Annotated in this window: 17 protein-coding genes; 7 read left to right on the top strand and 10 right to left on the bottom strand. The window is 61.6% G+C overall.

From position 1 onward, the window contains the following. Positions 1 to 27 precede the first annotated feature (27 nt). Positions 28 to 174, top strand: a complete 147-nt coding sequence (locus tag HFX_RS20035) for a hypothetical protein (RefSeq protein ID WP_004060365.1) — start codon at positions 28 to 30, stop codon at positions 172 to 174. A 291-nt stretch (positions 175 to 465) separates the two neighbouring features. Here HFX_RS20035 and HFX_RS09250 read toward each other — a convergent pair whose 3' ends face one another. Further along, positions 466 to 714: an amphi-Trp domain-containing protein gene (locus tag HFX_RS09250; RefSeq protein ID WP_049917517.1), complete on the bottom strand. Its 249-nt coding sequence runs from the start codon at positions 712 to 714 to the stop codon at positions 466 to 468. 217 nt (positions 715 to 931) lie between these two features. On the opposite strand from HFX_RS09250, the gene HFX_RS09245 reads away from it, so the two are divergent. Continuing rightward, on the top strand, positions 932 to 1,219 hold the full coding sequence (locus HFX_RS09245; RefSeq protein WP_004060367.1) for a PadR family transcriptional regulator: 288 nt from the start codon (positions 932 to 934) through the stop codon (positions 1,217 to 1,219). 5 nt (positions 1,220 to 1,224) lie between these two features. Here the strand turns inward: HFX_RS09245 and HFX_RS09240 are convergent, their stop codons facing one another. After that, on the bottom strand, positions 1,225 to 2,490 hold the full coding sequence (locus HFX_RS09240) for an AI-2E family transporter (protein WP_004060368.1): 1,266 nt from the start codon (positions 2,488 to 2,490) through the stop codon (positions 1,225 to 1,227). Between the two features lie 220 nt (positions 2,491 to 2,710). Here HFX_RS09240 and HFX_RS09235 point away from each other — a divergent pair, with 220 nt between their 5' ends. After that, complete coding sequence (locus HFX_RS09235; RefSeq protein ID WP_004060369.1) at positions 2,711 to 4,063, top strand: aminotransferase class III-fold pyridoxal phosphate-dependent enzyme; 1,353 nt, start codon at positions 2,711 to 2,713, stop codon at positions 4,061 to 4,063. A 27-nt stretch (positions 4,064 to 4,090) separates the two neighbouring features. On the opposite strand, the gene HFX_RS09230 is transcribed toward HFX_RS09235, so the two are convergent. From HFX_RS09230 to HFX_RS09220, 3 genes are all read right to left on the bottom strand, one after another. Then, positions 4,091 to 5,422: a hypothetical protein gene (locus HFX_RS09230; RefSeq protein ID WP_004060370.1), complete on the bottom strand. Its 1,332-nt coding sequence runs from the start codon at positions 5,420 to 5,422 to the stop codon at positions 4,091 to 4,093. A gap of 68 nt (positions 5,423 to 5,490) precedes the next feature. Beyond that, positions 5,491 to 6,471, bottom strand: coding sequence for a flap endonuclease-1 (fen, locus tag HFX_RS09225; RefSeq protein ID WP_004060371.1), 981 nt, complete (start codon positions 6,469 to 6,471; stop codon positions 5,491 to 5,493). A gap of 27 nt (positions 6,472 to 6,498) precedes the next feature. Continuing rightward, entirely contained in the window at positions 6,499 to 7,143 is a 645-nt protein-coding gene (locus tag HFX_RS09220) for a GNAT family N-acetyltransferase (RefSeq protein WP_004060372.1), read from the bottom strand. A gap of 59 nt (positions 7,144 to 7,202) precedes the next feature. On the opposite strand from HFX_RS09220, the gene HFX_RS09215 reads away from it, so the two are divergent. Continuing rightward, positions 7,203 to 7,784 (top strand): class I SAM-dependent methyltransferase, encoded by a 582-nt coding sequence (locus HFX_RS09215; protein WP_004060373.1) that lies wholly within the window; start codon positions 7,203 to 7,205, stop codon positions 7,782 to 7,784. Between the two features lie 21 nt (positions 7,785 to 7,805). Continuing rightward, positions 7,806 to 8,222: a DUF3054 domain-containing protein gene (locus HFX_RS09210; protein WP_004060374.1), complete on the top strand. Its 417-nt coding sequence runs from the start codon at positions 7,806 to 7,808 to the stop codon at positions 8,220 to 8,222. Positions 8,223 to 8,290: 68 nt separating this feature from the next. Here HFX_RS09210 and HFX_RS09205 read toward each other — a convergent pair whose 3' ends face one another. Next, entirely contained in the window at positions 8,291 to 9,658 is a 1,368-nt protein-coding gene (locus tag HFX_RS09205; protein ID WP_394295041.1) for an MFS transporter, read from the bottom strand. A 246-nt stretch (positions 9,659 to 9,904) separates the two neighbouring features. On the opposite strand from HFX_RS09205, the gene HFX_RS09200 reads away from it, so the two are divergent. After that, a complete protein-coding gene (locus HFX_RS09200; protein WP_004060376.1) occupies positions 9,905 to 10,162 on the top strand; it encodes a hypothetical protein in 258 nt (85 codons plus the stop codon). Between the two features lie 72 nt (positions 10,163 to 10,234). Then, positions 10,235 to 11,233: an ornithine cyclodeaminase family protein gene (locus HFX_RS09195; protein ID WP_004060377.1), complete on the top strand. Its 999-nt coding sequence runs from the start codon at positions 10,235 to 10,237 to the stop codon at positions 11,231 to 11,233. 128 nt (positions 11,234 to 11,361) lie between these two features. Here HFX_RS09195 and HFX_RS09190 read toward each other — a convergent pair whose 3' ends face one another. The 4 genes from HFX_RS09190 to rqcH form a co-directional block, all read right to left on the bottom strand. Beyond that, entirely contained in the window at positions 11,362 to 12,432 is a 1,071-nt protein-coding gene (locus tag HFX_RS09190; RefSeq protein ID WP_004060378.1) for an mRNA surveillance protein pelota, read from the bottom strand. 45 nt (positions 12,433 to 12,477) lie between these two features. Continuing rightward, on the bottom strand, positions 12,478 to 13,221 hold the full coding sequence (locus tag HFX_RS09185; protein WP_004060379.1) for a DUF4013 domain-containing protein: 744 nt from the start codon (positions 13,219 to 13,221) through the stop codon (positions 12,478 to 12,480). 67 nt (positions 13,222 to 13,288) lie between these two features. Further along, positions 13,289 to 14,011 (bottom strand): DUF4013 domain-containing protein, encoded by a 723-nt coding sequence (locus HFX_RS09180; protein ID WP_004060380.1) that lies wholly within the window; start codon positions 14,009 to 14,011, stop codon positions 13,289 to 13,291. Positions 14,012 to 14,188: 177 nt separating this feature from the next. Next, the gene (gene rqcH, locus HFX_RS09175; protein ID WP_004060381.1) at positions 14,189 to 16,294 is read right to left on the bottom strand and encodes a ribosome rescue protein RqcH; all 2,106 of its coding nucleotides are present in this window, start codon (positions 16,292 to 16,294) and stop codon (positions 14,189 to 14,191) included. Between the last annotated feature and the right edge of the window lie 92 nt (positions 16,295 to 16,386).

Below are 16,386 nucleotides of genomic sequence, written 5' to 3'. Positions count from 1 at the left end.
ATACGTCCGGCGGCCCAGAGGCAATGTATGCGCAGCGAATCGGAGGTTCGAGAGCAGTACGAGTTCCTAAAGGAGGAACTGGAATCCGAAGAGATGCGACACGAAGGCGTTCGAAAACTCATGACTCACTACAGACGAGCGCTCGGTTGGGTCCTCGAAGAAGAACACATGTGACAGTTCATACGGACACATGTGGACGGTGTTAGACAGCCAAAACTGGGAAGACCACAAACACCGGTAGGTGCGAATCCGAGCGACAGAGCATCAATAAAGCGTACATTCAGTCGTGTTGTCAATGGTTGGCACTCGTCGTTATCTTTAAGTGAAACCGAACGATAGCTGATAGTGACGCTTCGCTTTGGAGGGCCGAAGCGTCAGCGGGGACCAATTCAGGGCGGCACGCCGTGCCGGAGATTTCCGGCACGGCATGCTTTCCTTCTACTCGATGACTATCAGTCTGAGTCGCTACGCCGTCTTTTCCAAGTGGAGTTCGAACCGGACACGACGAACGTCGCCAGCATCGGGGGCATCATCGTCTTGTTCGACGGTCACTTCGAGGGTGACCTGTTCGGGAACATCGAGGACCACCGTTTCTTCATCATCGTGAAATTCCAGCTCACCGGCTTCGAGCCGGTCGGCCGCATCACGGAGATACACAGCGACTCCAGCCCGTTGTTCCCGGATTTCCGTTTCGAACAGTCGGTCAATGCCCATTGGTAACTATAAACATTCAAGCCGCATAAGGAGGAGGAGCCGTCCAGTTGTGAACATATCCGGTCGACGAAACAGTAGTTATCGAAGAATAGTAAATCAATCAACATAATCTGAGAGAGCATATTCTGGTGACTCGAACCGTTTCGGGCGTAGAATCATCGGGACATGCCGATATGTTTATCTGAATTAGACAATAACATACATTTCGAATTTACCGATGTACGACCTGACAGGATTCCAGCGAGACCTGCTGTACGTTATCGCCGGTCTCGAAGAGCCGCACGGACTCGCTATCAAAGAAGAACTCGAAGCATACTACGAAAAGGAGATTCACCACGGTCGTCTCTATCCCAACCTCGATACGCTTGTAGAGAAGGGTCTCGTCGACAAGGGACAGCGTGACCGCCGAACCAACTACTACACGCTCACGCGTCGCGGCCGTCGTGAAATCAAAGCCCGCGACGAGTGGGAAGCAGAGTACATTCCGGAAGACTTCGACGCCTAGGGAGGCTACCCGTCGAGACCGGTGTCAGAGGGCGAGCGAGAGTCCCGACTTGGTCTCGTCTCGTCGCGGTCGGAAAACTCGGGGGCGTCGAGGTCGTCATCTGCCGACCGGTCCATTCTCTCTTCTTCGCTCGGTTCGTCTGTCACCGGCGAGGGTGTCGTCTCCTCAGCCGTCGGACTGTCGACCAGATGCACTGGGTCGACCATATACGGCCGAATCGGTTTCCCCGCTAGCAACTCGGGAAGGACGAGTCGGACGAAGTTCACGAGGAGGACGAGTACCATCGGCAGGAGGAAGATGCCGTACCACCCGAACAGCAGCGGGCCGAACGTGTAGGCAATCATCACGGCACCGACGTGGAGGCTCCGACCGGAGACGTACGGCCTGAGCACGAGGTCGGGAATCGTATCGACGATGACGAACGAGACGGCGGCGAAGAGGAGAACGAACCACAGTCCCGGCGGATTCGCCAATGTGGCCTCTAAGCCCATGTACCCCGTGACGGGGACGTAGACGAGTTTCATTCCAACCACCGGGATAAGACTCGCGACACCAGCGAGTAGGCCGACGAGGGCAGGGGCAGGAATCTCGACGCCTGTGGGTGCGAGCACGTTCAGAAGTGAGTAGGCGATAACGCCGATTGTTCCAGTGAGCACGGCGTTCAGGATGTTCCCGAAGAAGATGTTGTTGAAGTCGCGGTCGACGGCGCGCACGTACGCTTCCAAGATACCGTGGTCGTCGCTGAACATCGACCGACCCCATCGACTGAGCCGATGGTCGTCGCGGAGGAGGTAGAACGCGAACGCAATCATGACGAACAGGTGGATTGCGCCGACGCCGAGGAAGGCGAAGGTGTTGGCTGCGACGCTGAGTGAGTCGAACAACGAACTGATGGCATCCGGTGTCAAAAGCGAGCCGAAGTCGTACTCCAAAAGCGCCTGCGGGCTGGCAATCCCCTCGAGTAATTTCGGGTCGATACCGTACGCTTCGAGGTCGATTACGCCGTTATTGGTCGACAGACGGTCGGCGTACTTCAAGAACTCCCGGAGGGCGATTGTCGCCGCGTAGGTGACGAGGCCGAGTGCAGGGAGTGCGAGTGCGAACAGTGCCACCGCAGCGGCGAGACTCGGCGGACGGATTCGTCGACGAATCCGCCGGTAGATGGGCCGAGTCGCGTAGTAGATGAAGAGACCGAAGACGAACGTCCCGATGAAAGAGTAGACGACGAAGGTGAACGCACCCGCGAGAACCAACGCGAGCGCCCACCACATCGCACGGGAACGCTGAATGTCACGGAGAGCCATACAGGACAGGGACGGGGAAACGGCAAAAGCCTATCGAGCGTTCGACAGGTCAGACGTGTCTCCGTCACGTTTGCCTGTGGTGTCCGACGGGGACCCACGCGAAACCAACCGACTGAACCTCTATCTTCGTATATATTACATTATTAATAGCGAATGTCTTAATCCACGTGCCGTTGTACCATTGCTCATGGACCGAGAGACGGCGGAACCCCACGTCGATACCATGCCCGGCAAACGCGCTCGTGAGTGGGTCGAATACCACCACGACCACGCTGCACCGAGTACCTACGTCTACGACTTCGTCTGGGACATCACCGCCGAGGCGGAGGGTCCGTTTTGTACTGATGTCGACGGAAACGTCCTCCTCGACTTCACCAGTCACGTCGCCGCCGCCCCACTCGGCTACAACAACCCGAAGATTATGGACCGAATGTCGGAGTTCGACCTCGTCGACCCGACCAAGATTGCCGGACAGGACTTCTACGTTAGCGACCGGTCCGCCCCCGGCGAAGAGCAGTTCCCCGGTCCCGCCGCCCTCATGGACAAACTGACGGACCTCACGAGCCACTACGGCATGGATACCGTCTTCCTCTCGAACTCCGGGGCCGAGGCCGTCGAGAACGCCATCAAAATCTCCTACGACAACGCCGACGGCGCGAAGTACGGCATCACCTTCGAAGGCGCGTTCCACGGCCGCACGCTCGGGGCGCTCTCGCTCAACCGCTCGAAATCGGTCTACCGGCGCAAGTATCCCGAGATTTCGGGCGTTCTCGACGTTCCGTTCTGCGACGACCGCTCGTGCTCCCCCGAAACGTGCTCGTGTGGGTTCTTCCCCGACTCGGAGTCCGCCGCGTCGAAACTTCGGCAGAAACTCCACCCCGAGACGGGCCACGTCGACGCCGACGAGGTCGCCTACGTCATCGTCGAGCCGGTTCAGGGCGAAGGCGGGTATCGCTTCCCCTCCGACGCCTTCGCCGACGAACTCGCCGCCGTCGTCGACGACTACGACCTGACGCTCATCGCTGACGAGATTCAGTCCGGCGTGGGCCGAACCGGCGAGATGTGGGGCGCAGACAACTACCCGATGGAACCGGATGTCATCACCGGCGCGAAAGGTCTCCGCGTGGGTGCGACCATCTCGAACTCCGATATCTTCCCGTCAGAGAAGAGTCGCCTCTCTTCGACGTGGGGTGCAGGTGACATCCTCTCGTCGATGCAGGGCGTGTTCACTCTCGAAGCAATCGAGGACTACGACCTGCTGGACAACGCCGTCGCCCACGGCCGCCAGTTCAAAGAGACGGTTCGAGACAGCGCCCCCGACACCGTCACCGACGTGCGCGGGAAGGGTCTCCTCCTCGCCGTCGAGTTCGACAGCAAAGACCGCCGCGACGACGCGCAGGAAGCCGCGCTCAAGCGCGGTCTACTCACTCTCGCATGCGGTCACAAAGTGCTCCGTATCCTCCCACCGCTCGACGTGACCGAGCGCGAAATCGACATCGGCGCGAACATGCTCCTCGATGCTATCGGGGACGTGTCGTAGGGCGACGGCCGGTTTTTCTACGCTTTCTCAGCCCTGTTCGAGTGGCTCGACCACGTCGCCGAGGTTGCGGAGCATCCCTTCGGCGATGAGAGAGTACACAGACGATTTGACGCGGTCGCGCCACGCTGGACCGTCACCCATTTCGAGGCCGACGTCGCCACCGCGAATGAAGCTCGCAGCCTCGTTCGCGACGACACCCGCGAAGTTCGAATCGTACTCGTCTTTGGTCGTTCGGAACTGACGCATCGCCCGGCGTTTCGCGCGGAACGACCGGCCAGAGTCGTAGTCGGTGTCACCCTGTTCTACGTCGAGTTCTGAGAGGGCGAAATCGTGTGCTCGGCGTTTGAGGAGGGCATCGCCGGTGGCCACGACTCGAAGCACGAGCAAGTCGCGGTCGAGACTGTTCTCGAACACGCGGAAGTCGTTGTCGTAACAGAGGCTGTATAATTCGAATTTGGCCACGCCGTGGGGGGTTCGGTCGTCGTCACCGAGTTCTTCTTCGACGTTGGTTCGCATCTCTCCGCGGGTCGGATACTCCTCGATTTCGGCCAGAAAGTCGTCGAGGGCGTTTTGGATGCGACTCCGATGCGACGTGGGTTGGCTTCCGAGGTTCGACTGGTACTGGTCTCGGTAGTGCCGGGCAGTTCGGATGTACTGCTTCGCTTGGAGATGCGACCCCCACGTGCTTGCGATGTCGTGGGCGTCGTACTCGTCGGCGTCGGCCGTGCCGCCGGTGAAGATTCCGCCCTGATGCGATTCCAGCCGGGCGAACATGAGTCGTCGCTCGATAGCGTAGAGGTACCCGAGGTCGCGGCCCGCATCGGAGACGCGGTACTCGGAGATGGAGTCGGCGATGTCGTCGGTTGTCCGTCGGAGTTTCCGGCCGCGTTCGACGACTGCTTCGGGGTCGGCCTCATCGAGGACGACCTTCGCGGCACCGATTGCTTGGCCAGTGAACAGCAGTCCACTGATTGTCGAATGGAGTCGCTCGCGATTACTGCGAGTCCCACTCTTCGCCGATTCGAGGTGGCCGCCGGAAGGGCTGCGATTGAGGTGGACTCGTAAATTGTCGTTTTCGACCGAGTCGAGGTCGATACGCGAGCGCAACTCGTTCGCCAGTTCGACTGCATCCTCCAGCGCCGCCACCGCCTCGTCGGCGTGGTCGTCACTGACGGGCGGCCGCCAGACGTAGTTACTCGATGGGTCCGGGTACAGCGTCGTTAGCGTGTCTGTCACCGGGTCCGGGAGCCACGTCGGGGCGAACCAACTCACTCCAGCGACTGCTGCGCTCCCGCCACCGAGGAGGCCGAGCAGCTGTCGGCGCGAAAGGAGGGACGATGTTTCGTCGTCGTCGGGCATACGGCTGAACTCGCAATCGACCGAACTAAACGTGTTGTGGTGTCGTCAATTCGGGGAAGACATCTATCCTACGTCCAGCGGTCCAGTCCCGTCTGCGTAACCGATTTCTCGATGCGCTCGAAACCGCGCCGAACTTCGTCGGGGTCGACTTCCCACGTCTCGGTGACGAACTCGCGGGCGGCGTCCACATCGGGGTCGATTCCCGTGTTGTAGTCGTAGTCGTCGGTGACTGGTGGGTCGAGGAAGAACTCGCGCACCCGGTCGGCGTTGGGGATGCTGTCGCCGCGGGCTTCGAGGACGCTCCACAGGTCGCCGTGTTTCTTGACCTCCTTGACGGCGGTCTTCGGGCCGACGCCCGTGATTCCCTCGTTGAAGTCGGTCCCGCAGAGCATGGCGATGTCCACGAGTTGCTCCCACGAGATATCGTGTTTTTCGAGGGTTGCATCGAGGTCCATCAGTTCCGGGTTCCCTTTGCTCGTGAGTTGCCGGAGCGTGTACGGTGCGCCGAACAGGAGCGTGTCGTAGTCCTCGCTTCCGACGTAGTCGGCATCGCCTTTACGAGCCATGTAGGACGCCTGCGCCTCGCCCTCGGCAGGTGCTTCGACCACCGGCACGTCGAGCAGGCGGAGCAGTTCACGGCTCGTGTCCTGAATCGTCTCCGTGAGTCGTTGCGTGCGAGCTTCCATCCGGGCGGCTTCGACCGCGTCGCCAGCTTCGCGTGCTTCTTCGAGGCGTTCTTCGGCCTTCTCGCGCTGTTTGCGACGCTTTGCGACCTCGTCGTCTTTCATCTCCGTGACGCCACCGTCGAAGACGAAGACGGGCGTCAGGTCGTGTTCGAAGAACTTGGGGAGACCTTGGACGATACCGACGAGGTTGGCGACTTCCTCGCCCTCGCTCGTCGTGTACTTCTCCGAACTCGTCCACTTGACCGTCGTCGTAAGATAGCGATACAGCCAGTTGTGCGCGTCCACGGCGACCACGCTCCCGGCCACCTCGTCGAACGACACCTCAGAAAGCGCGGCGAGCGTCCGCAGGTCTGCGTTTCCCATTTGCTCGGCCTTCGAGATGCGAGGGTTTCAATCGTCCGAGTGCGCGTCGTCAGTGGAGGGAGAACCGGCTCCTTCGTGGCCGGGGGGAGTGGTTCCCTCGCGGGCAGCGAGAAATTCCCGTTCTCGGTCGTCGAGGTCGCGGACGCGATAGCGGTCAAGTCCCGACTGGTACGTCTCACGGGAAACCGACGCGGGCGCGTCCGCCGGGCGCTCCAAGACCAGTTCGGCGACACCCGTCTCGCGGCCGGTGAAACCGAATCCGGCCTTGTGGCACGCCTCGTAGGCGAAGGGGTTGTTCGTGGCGATTCGAACCGTCTCGTAGCCGCGTTCGGCGGCCGCCTCACAAGTTCGAGCGAGGAGTTTCGGACCGAGTCCCTCGCCCTTCCGGTCGGCTCTGACGGTGACGTACCTAAGCCAGAGGGTCGTCGGGTCAGTTCGGTCCTCGTTGAATGCGACTGCCGCGACCACGTCCTCCGACAGCGGGGGTAGCGAATCCGGACCGCCGGTCGGTGCGGGTCGCTCGTCGTCCAGTGGCGGAAGCGGTGTGTCCGGGTCGCGGAGCACCGCCTTTCCCGTCTTTGGGGTGACGAACTTCCCCGCGTAGGCGAACCGCCGGTAGTCGAGCCTGAGTCGCGGCCCGTCGTCCGGCCACCCGAGGAGGTCGAACTCCATGCGTGAGAGAGAGTCCGCCGCGCGCAAGAACCTTCCCCGACGAAGCCGACGAATCAGTCATGCACGGCGCTGGCGACGTTCGGTTCTTCGACCGGTTCGCACCGCTCTACGACCTCGTGATGCCGCCCGCCGAAGCGGATGCACTCGAAGATGCCCTCGCCCGTGCCGACCGTCCCGTAGAGCGCGTCGTCGACATCGGCGGCGGGTCCGGCAGAGCGACGCTCGCGCTCGACGTTCCCGAGCGAATCGTCCTCGACCGCTCGGCAGGGATGCTTTCGCGGGCACGAGAGCGCGGTCTCGATTGTGTACGCGGTGATGCCCGGTCGCTCCCGTTTGCGGATGGTTCGGTCGATGCCGTGACTGTCGTCGACGCCTTCCACCACATGCCGAGTCAGCGGACCGTCGCGGAAGAAGTCTACCGCGTGCTCGCACCCGGCGGCGTCTTCGCCGTCAACGAGTTCGACCCCGAAACGCTCCTCGGGCGCGGGTTGGTGGTTGCTGAGCGAGTCGTCGGATTCGGGTCGTCGTTTGCGACGCCGCAGGAACTGACGCGCTTTCTCGAACGCGTCGGGTTCGAGTCGGCAGTTGTCGAGACGGGGTTCGAATACACGGTGGTCGGGAAAAAACGGGAAAACCATTAGGGGGGCGACGAATCCACGGGTATGGCAACCTCGACGTCCTTCCTCGAGGAGCGACTCGATGCCGGGGCGCTACCCATCGCCGTGGGTGACGTACTCGCCATCTTCCTCCTCGTGACCGCTGGCGTGATTCAGCACAACGGGGTCCCATACCTATCGAATGAACCAGTAGGGTGGGTACTCACAGCCGTACCGTTCCTCATCTCGTGGGCAATCATCTCGCCGCTTCTGGGTGCGTACTCTCCCGGTGCGGCGGAGTCGGCAAAGTCGGCTGTTCCGCTCGGCATCCGGTCGTGGCTCGTCGCCGCGGTTGTCGGTGTCGGGATTCGCTGGACCCCGCTTTTCGAAGGCGGCGCAGAACCCGCGTTCGTCGCCGTCATGCTGGTCCTCGGATCGGCCGCCATCGCCGTCTGGCGAACCCTGTACTTCCGAATCGTCTGAAAACCAACCCTCTGAATCGTTCAAAAAACAAACCCCGAAACACTCGAATTCTGGCCGCCCGAGCCGTTTTAGGCGAGGGTCGGCCGCCGTCGCAACAACGTCACACCAAGGAGCGCCGCGGCCGCCGCGAACCCGGCGAGCACCGTGAAGAGCGCCGTGGAGTCGGCGACCGCGAGCACGAAGCCCGCGATTGCGCCGCCGAGTGCGCCCACGCCGAACACGCCGAGGTAGGTGAAGCCGTACGAGAGACCGCGCAATCCGGCGGGCGTGTACTCGGCGACAGTCGCCTGATAGAACGGCTGAACCATGAACAGGAAGAAGCCGAGGAGCGCACAGATTGCGAGGAGCGGGCCAACGCCGAGACTCGCGACGGGAAGGAACGCGACGGCGACGACCGCGAGCGCGCCGAAGCCGGCGATTAACCCCCGTTCGGTTCGAATGCGGTCCGTGAGTTTCCCGCCGACGTACTGTCCGAAGACGCCGATGGTGAGCAGGCCGGCGTACACATACAGTTCCACGTCGAGCGTCGGTGCCGCGGCCGCCGACCCGGGAACGAGCGCAGCGGGAAGCAGCGACGAGATGGGAACCGGTTCGATGCCGATAACGTTGCCGAGGAGGTCCGGAAGGAACGTCGTGACGCCGCGGTAGTAGAGTCCCGAGAACATCACCAGCGCGAACACGAGGGCGAAGCCACCCGCGAAGAGGTGCTTCGACTGCGAGACGAACTCGCCGAACGAGGAGACGCCAGTCCCGGCTTTGTCGTCGGCGTCAGCGTCGACCGCGGCAGCGTCGTCCCCAGTTCCGCCGTCTGCCGCGGCGACGGCCGCCTGTTCTTCGAAGTCAGCACGTGTCGCGAGAACGGCCGCCAGGAGTGCCGGAATCGCGAGGACGCCAGCGACGAGGTGCCAGTCGAAAAAGAGCAACAGAAGCGCCGTGAGGAAGGGGCCGAAGCCGATACCGAGGTTACCGGCGATGCCGTGGTAGGCGAAGCCCGTGCCCCGTTCTTCGACGCCCGTGCTGATGAGCCGGAGTCCGGCGGGGTGATACACGCTCGCTGCTGCGCCCCAGACGATGAGCGCGAGTGCGACGACGACGAGGTTGGGGGCCGCCGCGAGAAGAACGAACGAACCGGCCATTCCGAGGAGGCAGGCGACGATGAGGCGCTTCGACCCGATGCGGTCCACGAGGACGCCGCCGGGAAGTGCTCCTAAGCCGAACAGGGCGAACCCGAGACCGACCATCACACCCAGTGAGGCGGTCGTAACGGGAATTGCCGTGAGACCGAGGTCGATGGTGGCGTACCCGTTGAGCCAGATGGCGACGAAGATGGGAATCGACAACTCGTACGTGTGAACCATCCCGTGGGCGAGCATCACCAGAGCGACGATTTCGCGGTCGTTGCGATTCACGTGTTCGACGACGACTCCAACACAGATAATCATGTGGAGTCACGGCAGATGACGCACACGAGACCCTCTCACCGATATATGTTAATTGTTGGCATACAACACAGAATACAACAATGAAAACAAAATGAGGTAACGTACCCCGACGCTAGGACGACGCCGTCTTGCGTTTATTTACTCATAAGTTATGAGAATGTGTTTGCAAAGTCACGGCAAGAATATCAGTCATCTATGGGAAAGAACTATACCGCTTACACACGTATATTAATCTATATTATGACCGGATACTACGACTACATTCTTGGGCTCATCCCGCTCGCACTCATCGGCATCACTGGTTCTCTCGTCGTGGTCGGCTTGCAACTGACCATGGCAGTGCCGATGGCTGCGGGTGTGGCCGCGCTCCTCACCGGCCACGCGCTCTTCGTGAACGGCCCATCGTCGTCCTCCCCGTCCACTCCAATCCACCGACTCGACGAACACACCGGTCCCGCTGACGCGACTTCTTCTCCTTCGGTCCTCGACGCCGACTAACCCCGTACGTACGCCCGATTGGCCGGTTCCGCGGCCCGCAGGGTTTTGACCGACGGCGCCGTTTCGCCAATGATGACAGACACGTTATTCCTCACGAGCGACGAGGTCAGCGGACTGGCGACCCCGGCAGAATACGTCGAGGCAGTCCGTGAGGGGTATAGACAGCGCGGTGAGGGCGCGCCCGCCGAGCCACGAACCAAGCTCTTCAACCGCGAACCGCCGGGCATGCTCACCACCTACTCGTCGGTTCTCCCCGAGACGGGTGCGATGGGGGGCTACATGTACTCCGCCGGTTTCGGCGCGGAAGACGCCTGGTTCATGACGCCGCTTTTCGACGCCGAGTCGGGCGAACCGCTCGCACTCCTCGACGGTGCGAGCATGAATCCCTTCAAAACCGGGGCAGCAGGCGGCGTCGCCGTGGACGCGCTCGCCCGCGAAGACGCCTCGACAGTCGCACTCATCGGCAGCGGCGCACAGGCCCGCGGACAACTCCGCGCCATCGCGGCGGTCCGTGACCTCGAAACTGTCTGGGTCTACTCGCCGACAAAGGAGAGCCGCGAGCAGTTCGCCGGGGAGATGGACCGCGTTCTCGATGCGAGCGTCGCCGCCGTCGCCTCCAGTGCCGCGGCCGTCGAAGGCGCGGATATCGTCGTCACTGCGACCACCGCGAGCGACCCGGTCTTCGATGGCGACTTGCTCGAACCCGGGACGCACGTCACCGCGATGGGGCAGTACCACCCGGACAAGCGCGAACTCGACGCGACGACCATCGAGCGCGCGACCTACGTCCCCGACCTGCGCGAACGCGCCACGATGGACGCTGGGTCGTTCCTCGCCGCCATGGACGCGGGTGTCGTCGACGAAGACCACATCCACGCCGAACTGGGCGAGGTCGTCGCTGGCGTCGCTTCGGGCCGCGAAGATGACGAGGAGATTACCGTGTTCGACAGCGGTGGCACGGGCATCGAGACAGTTGCGTCGGCGTACATGCTCTACGAGAAGGCTCGCGAGGAAGGACTCGGGACGACCATCGACTTCGCACCGGCGAGCGAGGCGCTCACGGGAGAGTAACAGTAGTTTGGAATACGATTTCGTTATAGAGACGCGTTCGATGCTCCCATCCAGCGAGTCTTTGATTTAGGACCCTACTTTCAGCTAACTCCTCTGGAGCTGTCCCGTGAGTTACGATACCGCGTGTTTCACTGCAGTCGGTAGCGGAGAATCGCGGCGATGCCACCGAGGTTCCTCAACTGCTCGCCGGGTTGGAACTCCGCGGAGAAGACGGTCACCTCGCCGCCTTTCTGTTCGACGGAGTCGATAACGTCGTTCACGTCGATGTCCCAGTCGCCTTCGCTCTGTCGCTCCGCGCGGAGTCGAGAATCGAGGAGGAGAAGCTGTTCGATGGCACCGAACTCGGCCGCTTCGGCCACCTGTTCGATGCCGTAGGCGGCTTTCGCGCCCGTCGATATGTTCTCCATCAACTGGTCGATGAGGTTCGCTTCCTCGGCGATTCGGGTCTGTTTCTGTACGTCGTCGACCGCACCACGCTTGAGTACTTCGTGGACGCCGCGGTCGCCGACACCGGCGGTGTCGACGGTGGTAACGATGTTCTCGGCGACCTCGGCGTAGTTGTTCTCGAAGTAGTCCAGCGCGTCGTTCTTCGTGAAGCCCGGTCCCGCGAGGATGATAGCGTCCACGTCGAGGTGCGAGAGCGCCGCTCCGAGTTCATCGAACAACTCGGAGCGCGGGCGCGCGTACTCGCCTTTCCCGGTCGGTTTCGTGAGCGAAGCGTACTCCTCGGTCCCGTACTGGGCGACGGTGTGGATGTAGGCCGCGCCCTCTTCGACCGTCGCAATTGCCACATCAGGATTCTCGGCGGCCTGCTCGGCCGTCTCGATGCGGTCAATCTGGTCGGCTTTGAAGTGCTTCTCGATGGTTATCTCGGCGCGCTCTTCGACGTTGAGCGTGTGGTGGTGGCCGAGTTGGTCTTCGCGGGAACAGGAGACGATGACGCCGCCGACGCGGAGGCGATTGGCGAATCGGGCGAACTCGATGTCTTCGACTTCGATGGTCACGTTGAGGTGTTCGCGCTCCCCGCCGGTGTCCCGCATCTGGTCGTCGTCGCGTTGGATGCGGCGGGTGGTGTCGCCGGAGACCAAATCCCCCGGTTCGAGGACGTACGAGAGGTGCCAGAGGTCGTCGACGTTCTCGGGAACGAGCGTGATTCGCTCGCGCCCTTCCTCGCCTCGACCGCGGCTCGAAATACGCATATACGTCCGGTCGTCGCGGAACGGAAAAGAGTCCTGCTATCGCGGTTACCAACCAGACGTCCGACCGAGACCGTCGGCGTAGCCCCGGCCCCACAGGTAGAACGACGCCACCTGCGCGTAGAAGCTGATGAAGAATCCGACGAGGATAATCGACAGGAGGTTCCCGACTGTTCCGATTACCATCAAGATGAGGAGTGCGAGTACCCATGCGATGGCGTACTCGCTAGTGAACGCGCCTTTGAGAATCGTTCGGACGTGGAACCCAGCACCGAGATTCCCTTCGATGGCGAAGTTCGCTCCGGCGGCGGGAACCACGTAGGAGACGAAAAGCGCGAGAGTGATGATGAGCAGCCCCCCGACGACGCCAACGATGCCGAGACCGAGGTTCGTCGCTTGCGTGGCCGCGGTTGTGGACTGCGGTATCGACTCGGTGGCGGCCGAACCGAATTCGAGGACGACCGGGAGGACGAACATCGGAATCAACACGACGAAACTCCAGACGAACGAGACGACGAGCAACTTCAGGCCGTCGACGACGAGTCCGCCCCAATCGGTGAACGACGGTGCTTCTTTCGTCCCATCCGCGGCGGCCCGCATGGACCTGACGTAGTACCCCTGAAGTAGTGCCGTCGCAACCAGCACAAACGGTACTGAGAGGAAAAACAGGAGCGGGACGACGAAAGAAAGGAACAGCAGCGCAGTCGCGACGAGGGCAAGAATACCACCGATTGCGGTGGTAGCAAGCCAATCGTCGCTTTGCGGCATAAACCTCAGCGCGTCGGAGAGCATGACGGCAAGCTATCGCTCCGCTATCGGTTTAGATATTCCGCTGAAAAGTCTTATTTTAGTTGACGGCTCAGACGGCTGGCTGTTCACCAGTCGTCCCACCTTCATCCATCATCTCGATGTCGTGGAGGTCACCCCACGTCCTGCCGATGATGTAGTATGCGGCGATGGCGGCGTAGAACGTCACGAAGGGGCCGGCGATGGTGCCGATGATGAAACCGACGAACGGAATGACGTTCAGGATACTGATAGCGACGGTCGCCGCGAACAGCACCACGAAGGCCATGAGCCATGCGGTGGCGTACTTCCCCGAGGTGAGAATCGGTCGAAGTGTCCCGAAGTCGAAGGCCGCACCGATGCGGTCGGTCTCGGCGTAGTTCGACAGCGCTGCCGGGATGATGTAGGCGGCGATGAGGCCGAGGACGAACGCGACCAGGAGGCCGACGAGTGCAACGATGCCGCCGAAGATGCCCGCCGTCTGCGAGCCGTTACCGGCGACGGCACTCATAATGCCTGCAAAGCCGAAGACGCCGGCAATGAGCGCTGGGACGAGGCTATACACGAACGCGATGACGAAGCCCTTCAGACCGTCGATGGTCATATCACCCCACTCGTCGAACACGGGGGGTTCCTCGTCACCCTTCATAGTCGCGCGAACGACCCGAAGCAGGTACCCGATGACGAGGAACATCGGGATAATCAAGCCGCTCAACAGTGTGAGTACACCGCCGATGAGGACCGTCTTTACCCAGTCCTCTCCGTTTCTGGGGTAGTCGATTGATTCTGAAAGCATTGGAATCACCGAGCGCAGTCACCGAACCACGGGACATCGAGCCGAGTTCCCGTTAGTATGTGACACACGCGCTCGGGCGAACATTACGCCGAGAAAGTATATAATCTTGTACTAGTCTCAACAGAATAATTGAGAATTAATCCCGAAACCGGGTCTTTCAACCCCTCTACTCGCCGATTACCCGTCTACGATGTCGCTCCCGCCCGGTGGGAGGAACTCCTGAATCTGGTCGGGTGATGCGATTTTTCTAACGAACGATTTGTCGGCGAAGCGCTCGCGTAGTCGGCGGTAGCACAACTTCGCAGCGTCGTTTTGGGCGTACTGCCCGGGGGTGAGCGTCAGCATCGTCTCCGCGCGCGTCTCGATGGCAGACGGTGGGCCACCGATGACTCGCGTCTCGTCTTCGCACTGGATGCCGACGGCGACTTTCGCGGGCACGTCTTCGAAGTACCGACGGTCGCCGCGGATGACAAAACTCCCTTTTTCGATGTACTCGCCGGATTCGGGCGTCTTCGACACCTGTGACGGTTCGACCATGTAGGCGTCGTCCGCGAACCGACCTTCCTTCCAGATGGAGGAGTACGAAACGGCGAACTGCGCGGCCTCCTGAAGCGTCTCTTCCGAGAAGTCGACCTTCTGTGCGGGTTCGCTCGGTCCCGTGGCCTTGAGGAGTGTGACCGGCCCGCCGTGGGCCTGCGTGTGGAAGAAGCGGTCGTGTTTGCTCATGTACTTCTTCACCAACTCCTCGTTTTGGTCGGCGTTGCGGCCGCCGACGACGAGGTAGCCGCTGGACGTGTGGAACCAGCGGAACCGTTCGAACCAGTGTTCCGTCGACTTGACCGGCACCGAGTCGAGCGAGAGCCAATCGGTCTCTTCCGGTTCTTCGTCTTCGTCGCTCTCGTCTTCTTGGTCGTCCGCCTCCCACTCGTCACGGCGGCGCTTTGCTGCCTCCAGTTCCTCGCGGGTGTCTTCGATGGCCGCGAGCGCGCCCTGTTTTTTCTCTTGGATGCGCTTTGCTTCCGTGTACAGTCGGTCAGCGTTCTTTTCGACGCCCATCGACACGTCGAGGGTGACAGTCGCGTCGTCGAGTTTGATGGTGACAGTGCCGTTCGCGCCGTCGACGTTCGTGACGGCCTCCGCAGCGGGAATGCCCTGTTCTGCGCCTTCGTCGAGCGTCACGGCGATGTCGTCCCACGGGACGCCCTGTTCGCGGGCCTCGCGGACCGTCGAGAGCACGTCGTCGACGAGGTCGTAGTTCGCATAGAGGAGTTCGGCGCGCTCGCGCTCCTCGTTTGCTTGCTCGTCGAAGCCCTCGATGGCCTGTTTTTGCTGCTCGATGATGCGTTCTTGCTTGGCGATTTGTTCCTCGAAGTCGGGGCGGTTCGACGTGGCTTCTTGCTCGTCCGCGGTCAAATCGAGACGGAAGAAGTACTCGTCGAGTGCCTCGTTGAACGTGTCGTACGCCTCTTCGTCGAGTCCCGCGTTCTGGTGTTCCTGCAGCGGGAACGGCGTCACGTCCACGACCGCATCGTCGTCGTCGGTGTAGAGCCGTGGGTCGAACTCGCCGGAGCGGACTTGCTGTCGAAGGTTGACGATTGCGTCGTAGATAGCGTCGTAGTGGTCGTCTGTCGCGTCGGCGATATCGAGGGTCTTTTCGACGCCAGCACGGGTACACAACTCTTCGGCGTAGAGGCCACCGAGATTCAGTTGCGTTGCGATGGTTCGAACCACGTCGGTATCCGACTGCTCCATGTGGCGACCGAGCGCGTCTCGGCTGATGGTAAGGGGGTCGAGTCGAGAGGACGGATACTCGTACTGCGACCCCGGTGCGACGGTTCGCGATTTGAGGCGCACCGTCTCCAGACTGCGGACGACTTCGCCCGTCTCATCGAGCACCGCGATGTTGCCCTGTCCGAACAGTTCGACGACGATTTTCGTGTTCTCGTCACCGCGTTCGAACGTGAACGTGAGGATGCGGTCGAACTCGTACTGTTCGACGCCCGCGAAGTCGGCCCCGCTGAGCCGATTACGGAGCATCATCGCGAAGTTCGGCGGGCGACCGGGCGCGTCCGGGACGTGCTCCTGCGCGGCGATGTGTGCGCGCTTGATGTCGCCGACTTCCAAGAGGAGTTCGAGGCGACCGCGGTCGAAGTCCCGCATCTTGAGGCGAAGCAGGTCGTCGCCGTAGAGGTACGCCTTGTCGACTTTCGCCCCCTCGTACCGGTTCATCTCGGTGACGAGGGCCGCGAGGTCGACGCTCGTGAGTTCCCGCTTCGGGTCCATGAATTCGCATTTTCGCGGCGGACGAAAAGGGGTGTCGTTTCTGTGGGTTGCTGTCGCGGGGGAAGATACTTATCACCTAGGCTGAATTTCAG

The organism is Haloferax mediterranei ATCC 33500, assembly GCF_000306765.2.
Lineage (GTDB): Archaea > Halobacteriota > Halobacteria > Halobacteriales > Haloferacaceae > Haloferax > Haloferax mediterranei.
This window is presented reverse-complemented; position numbering and strand designations above follow the sequence as displayed.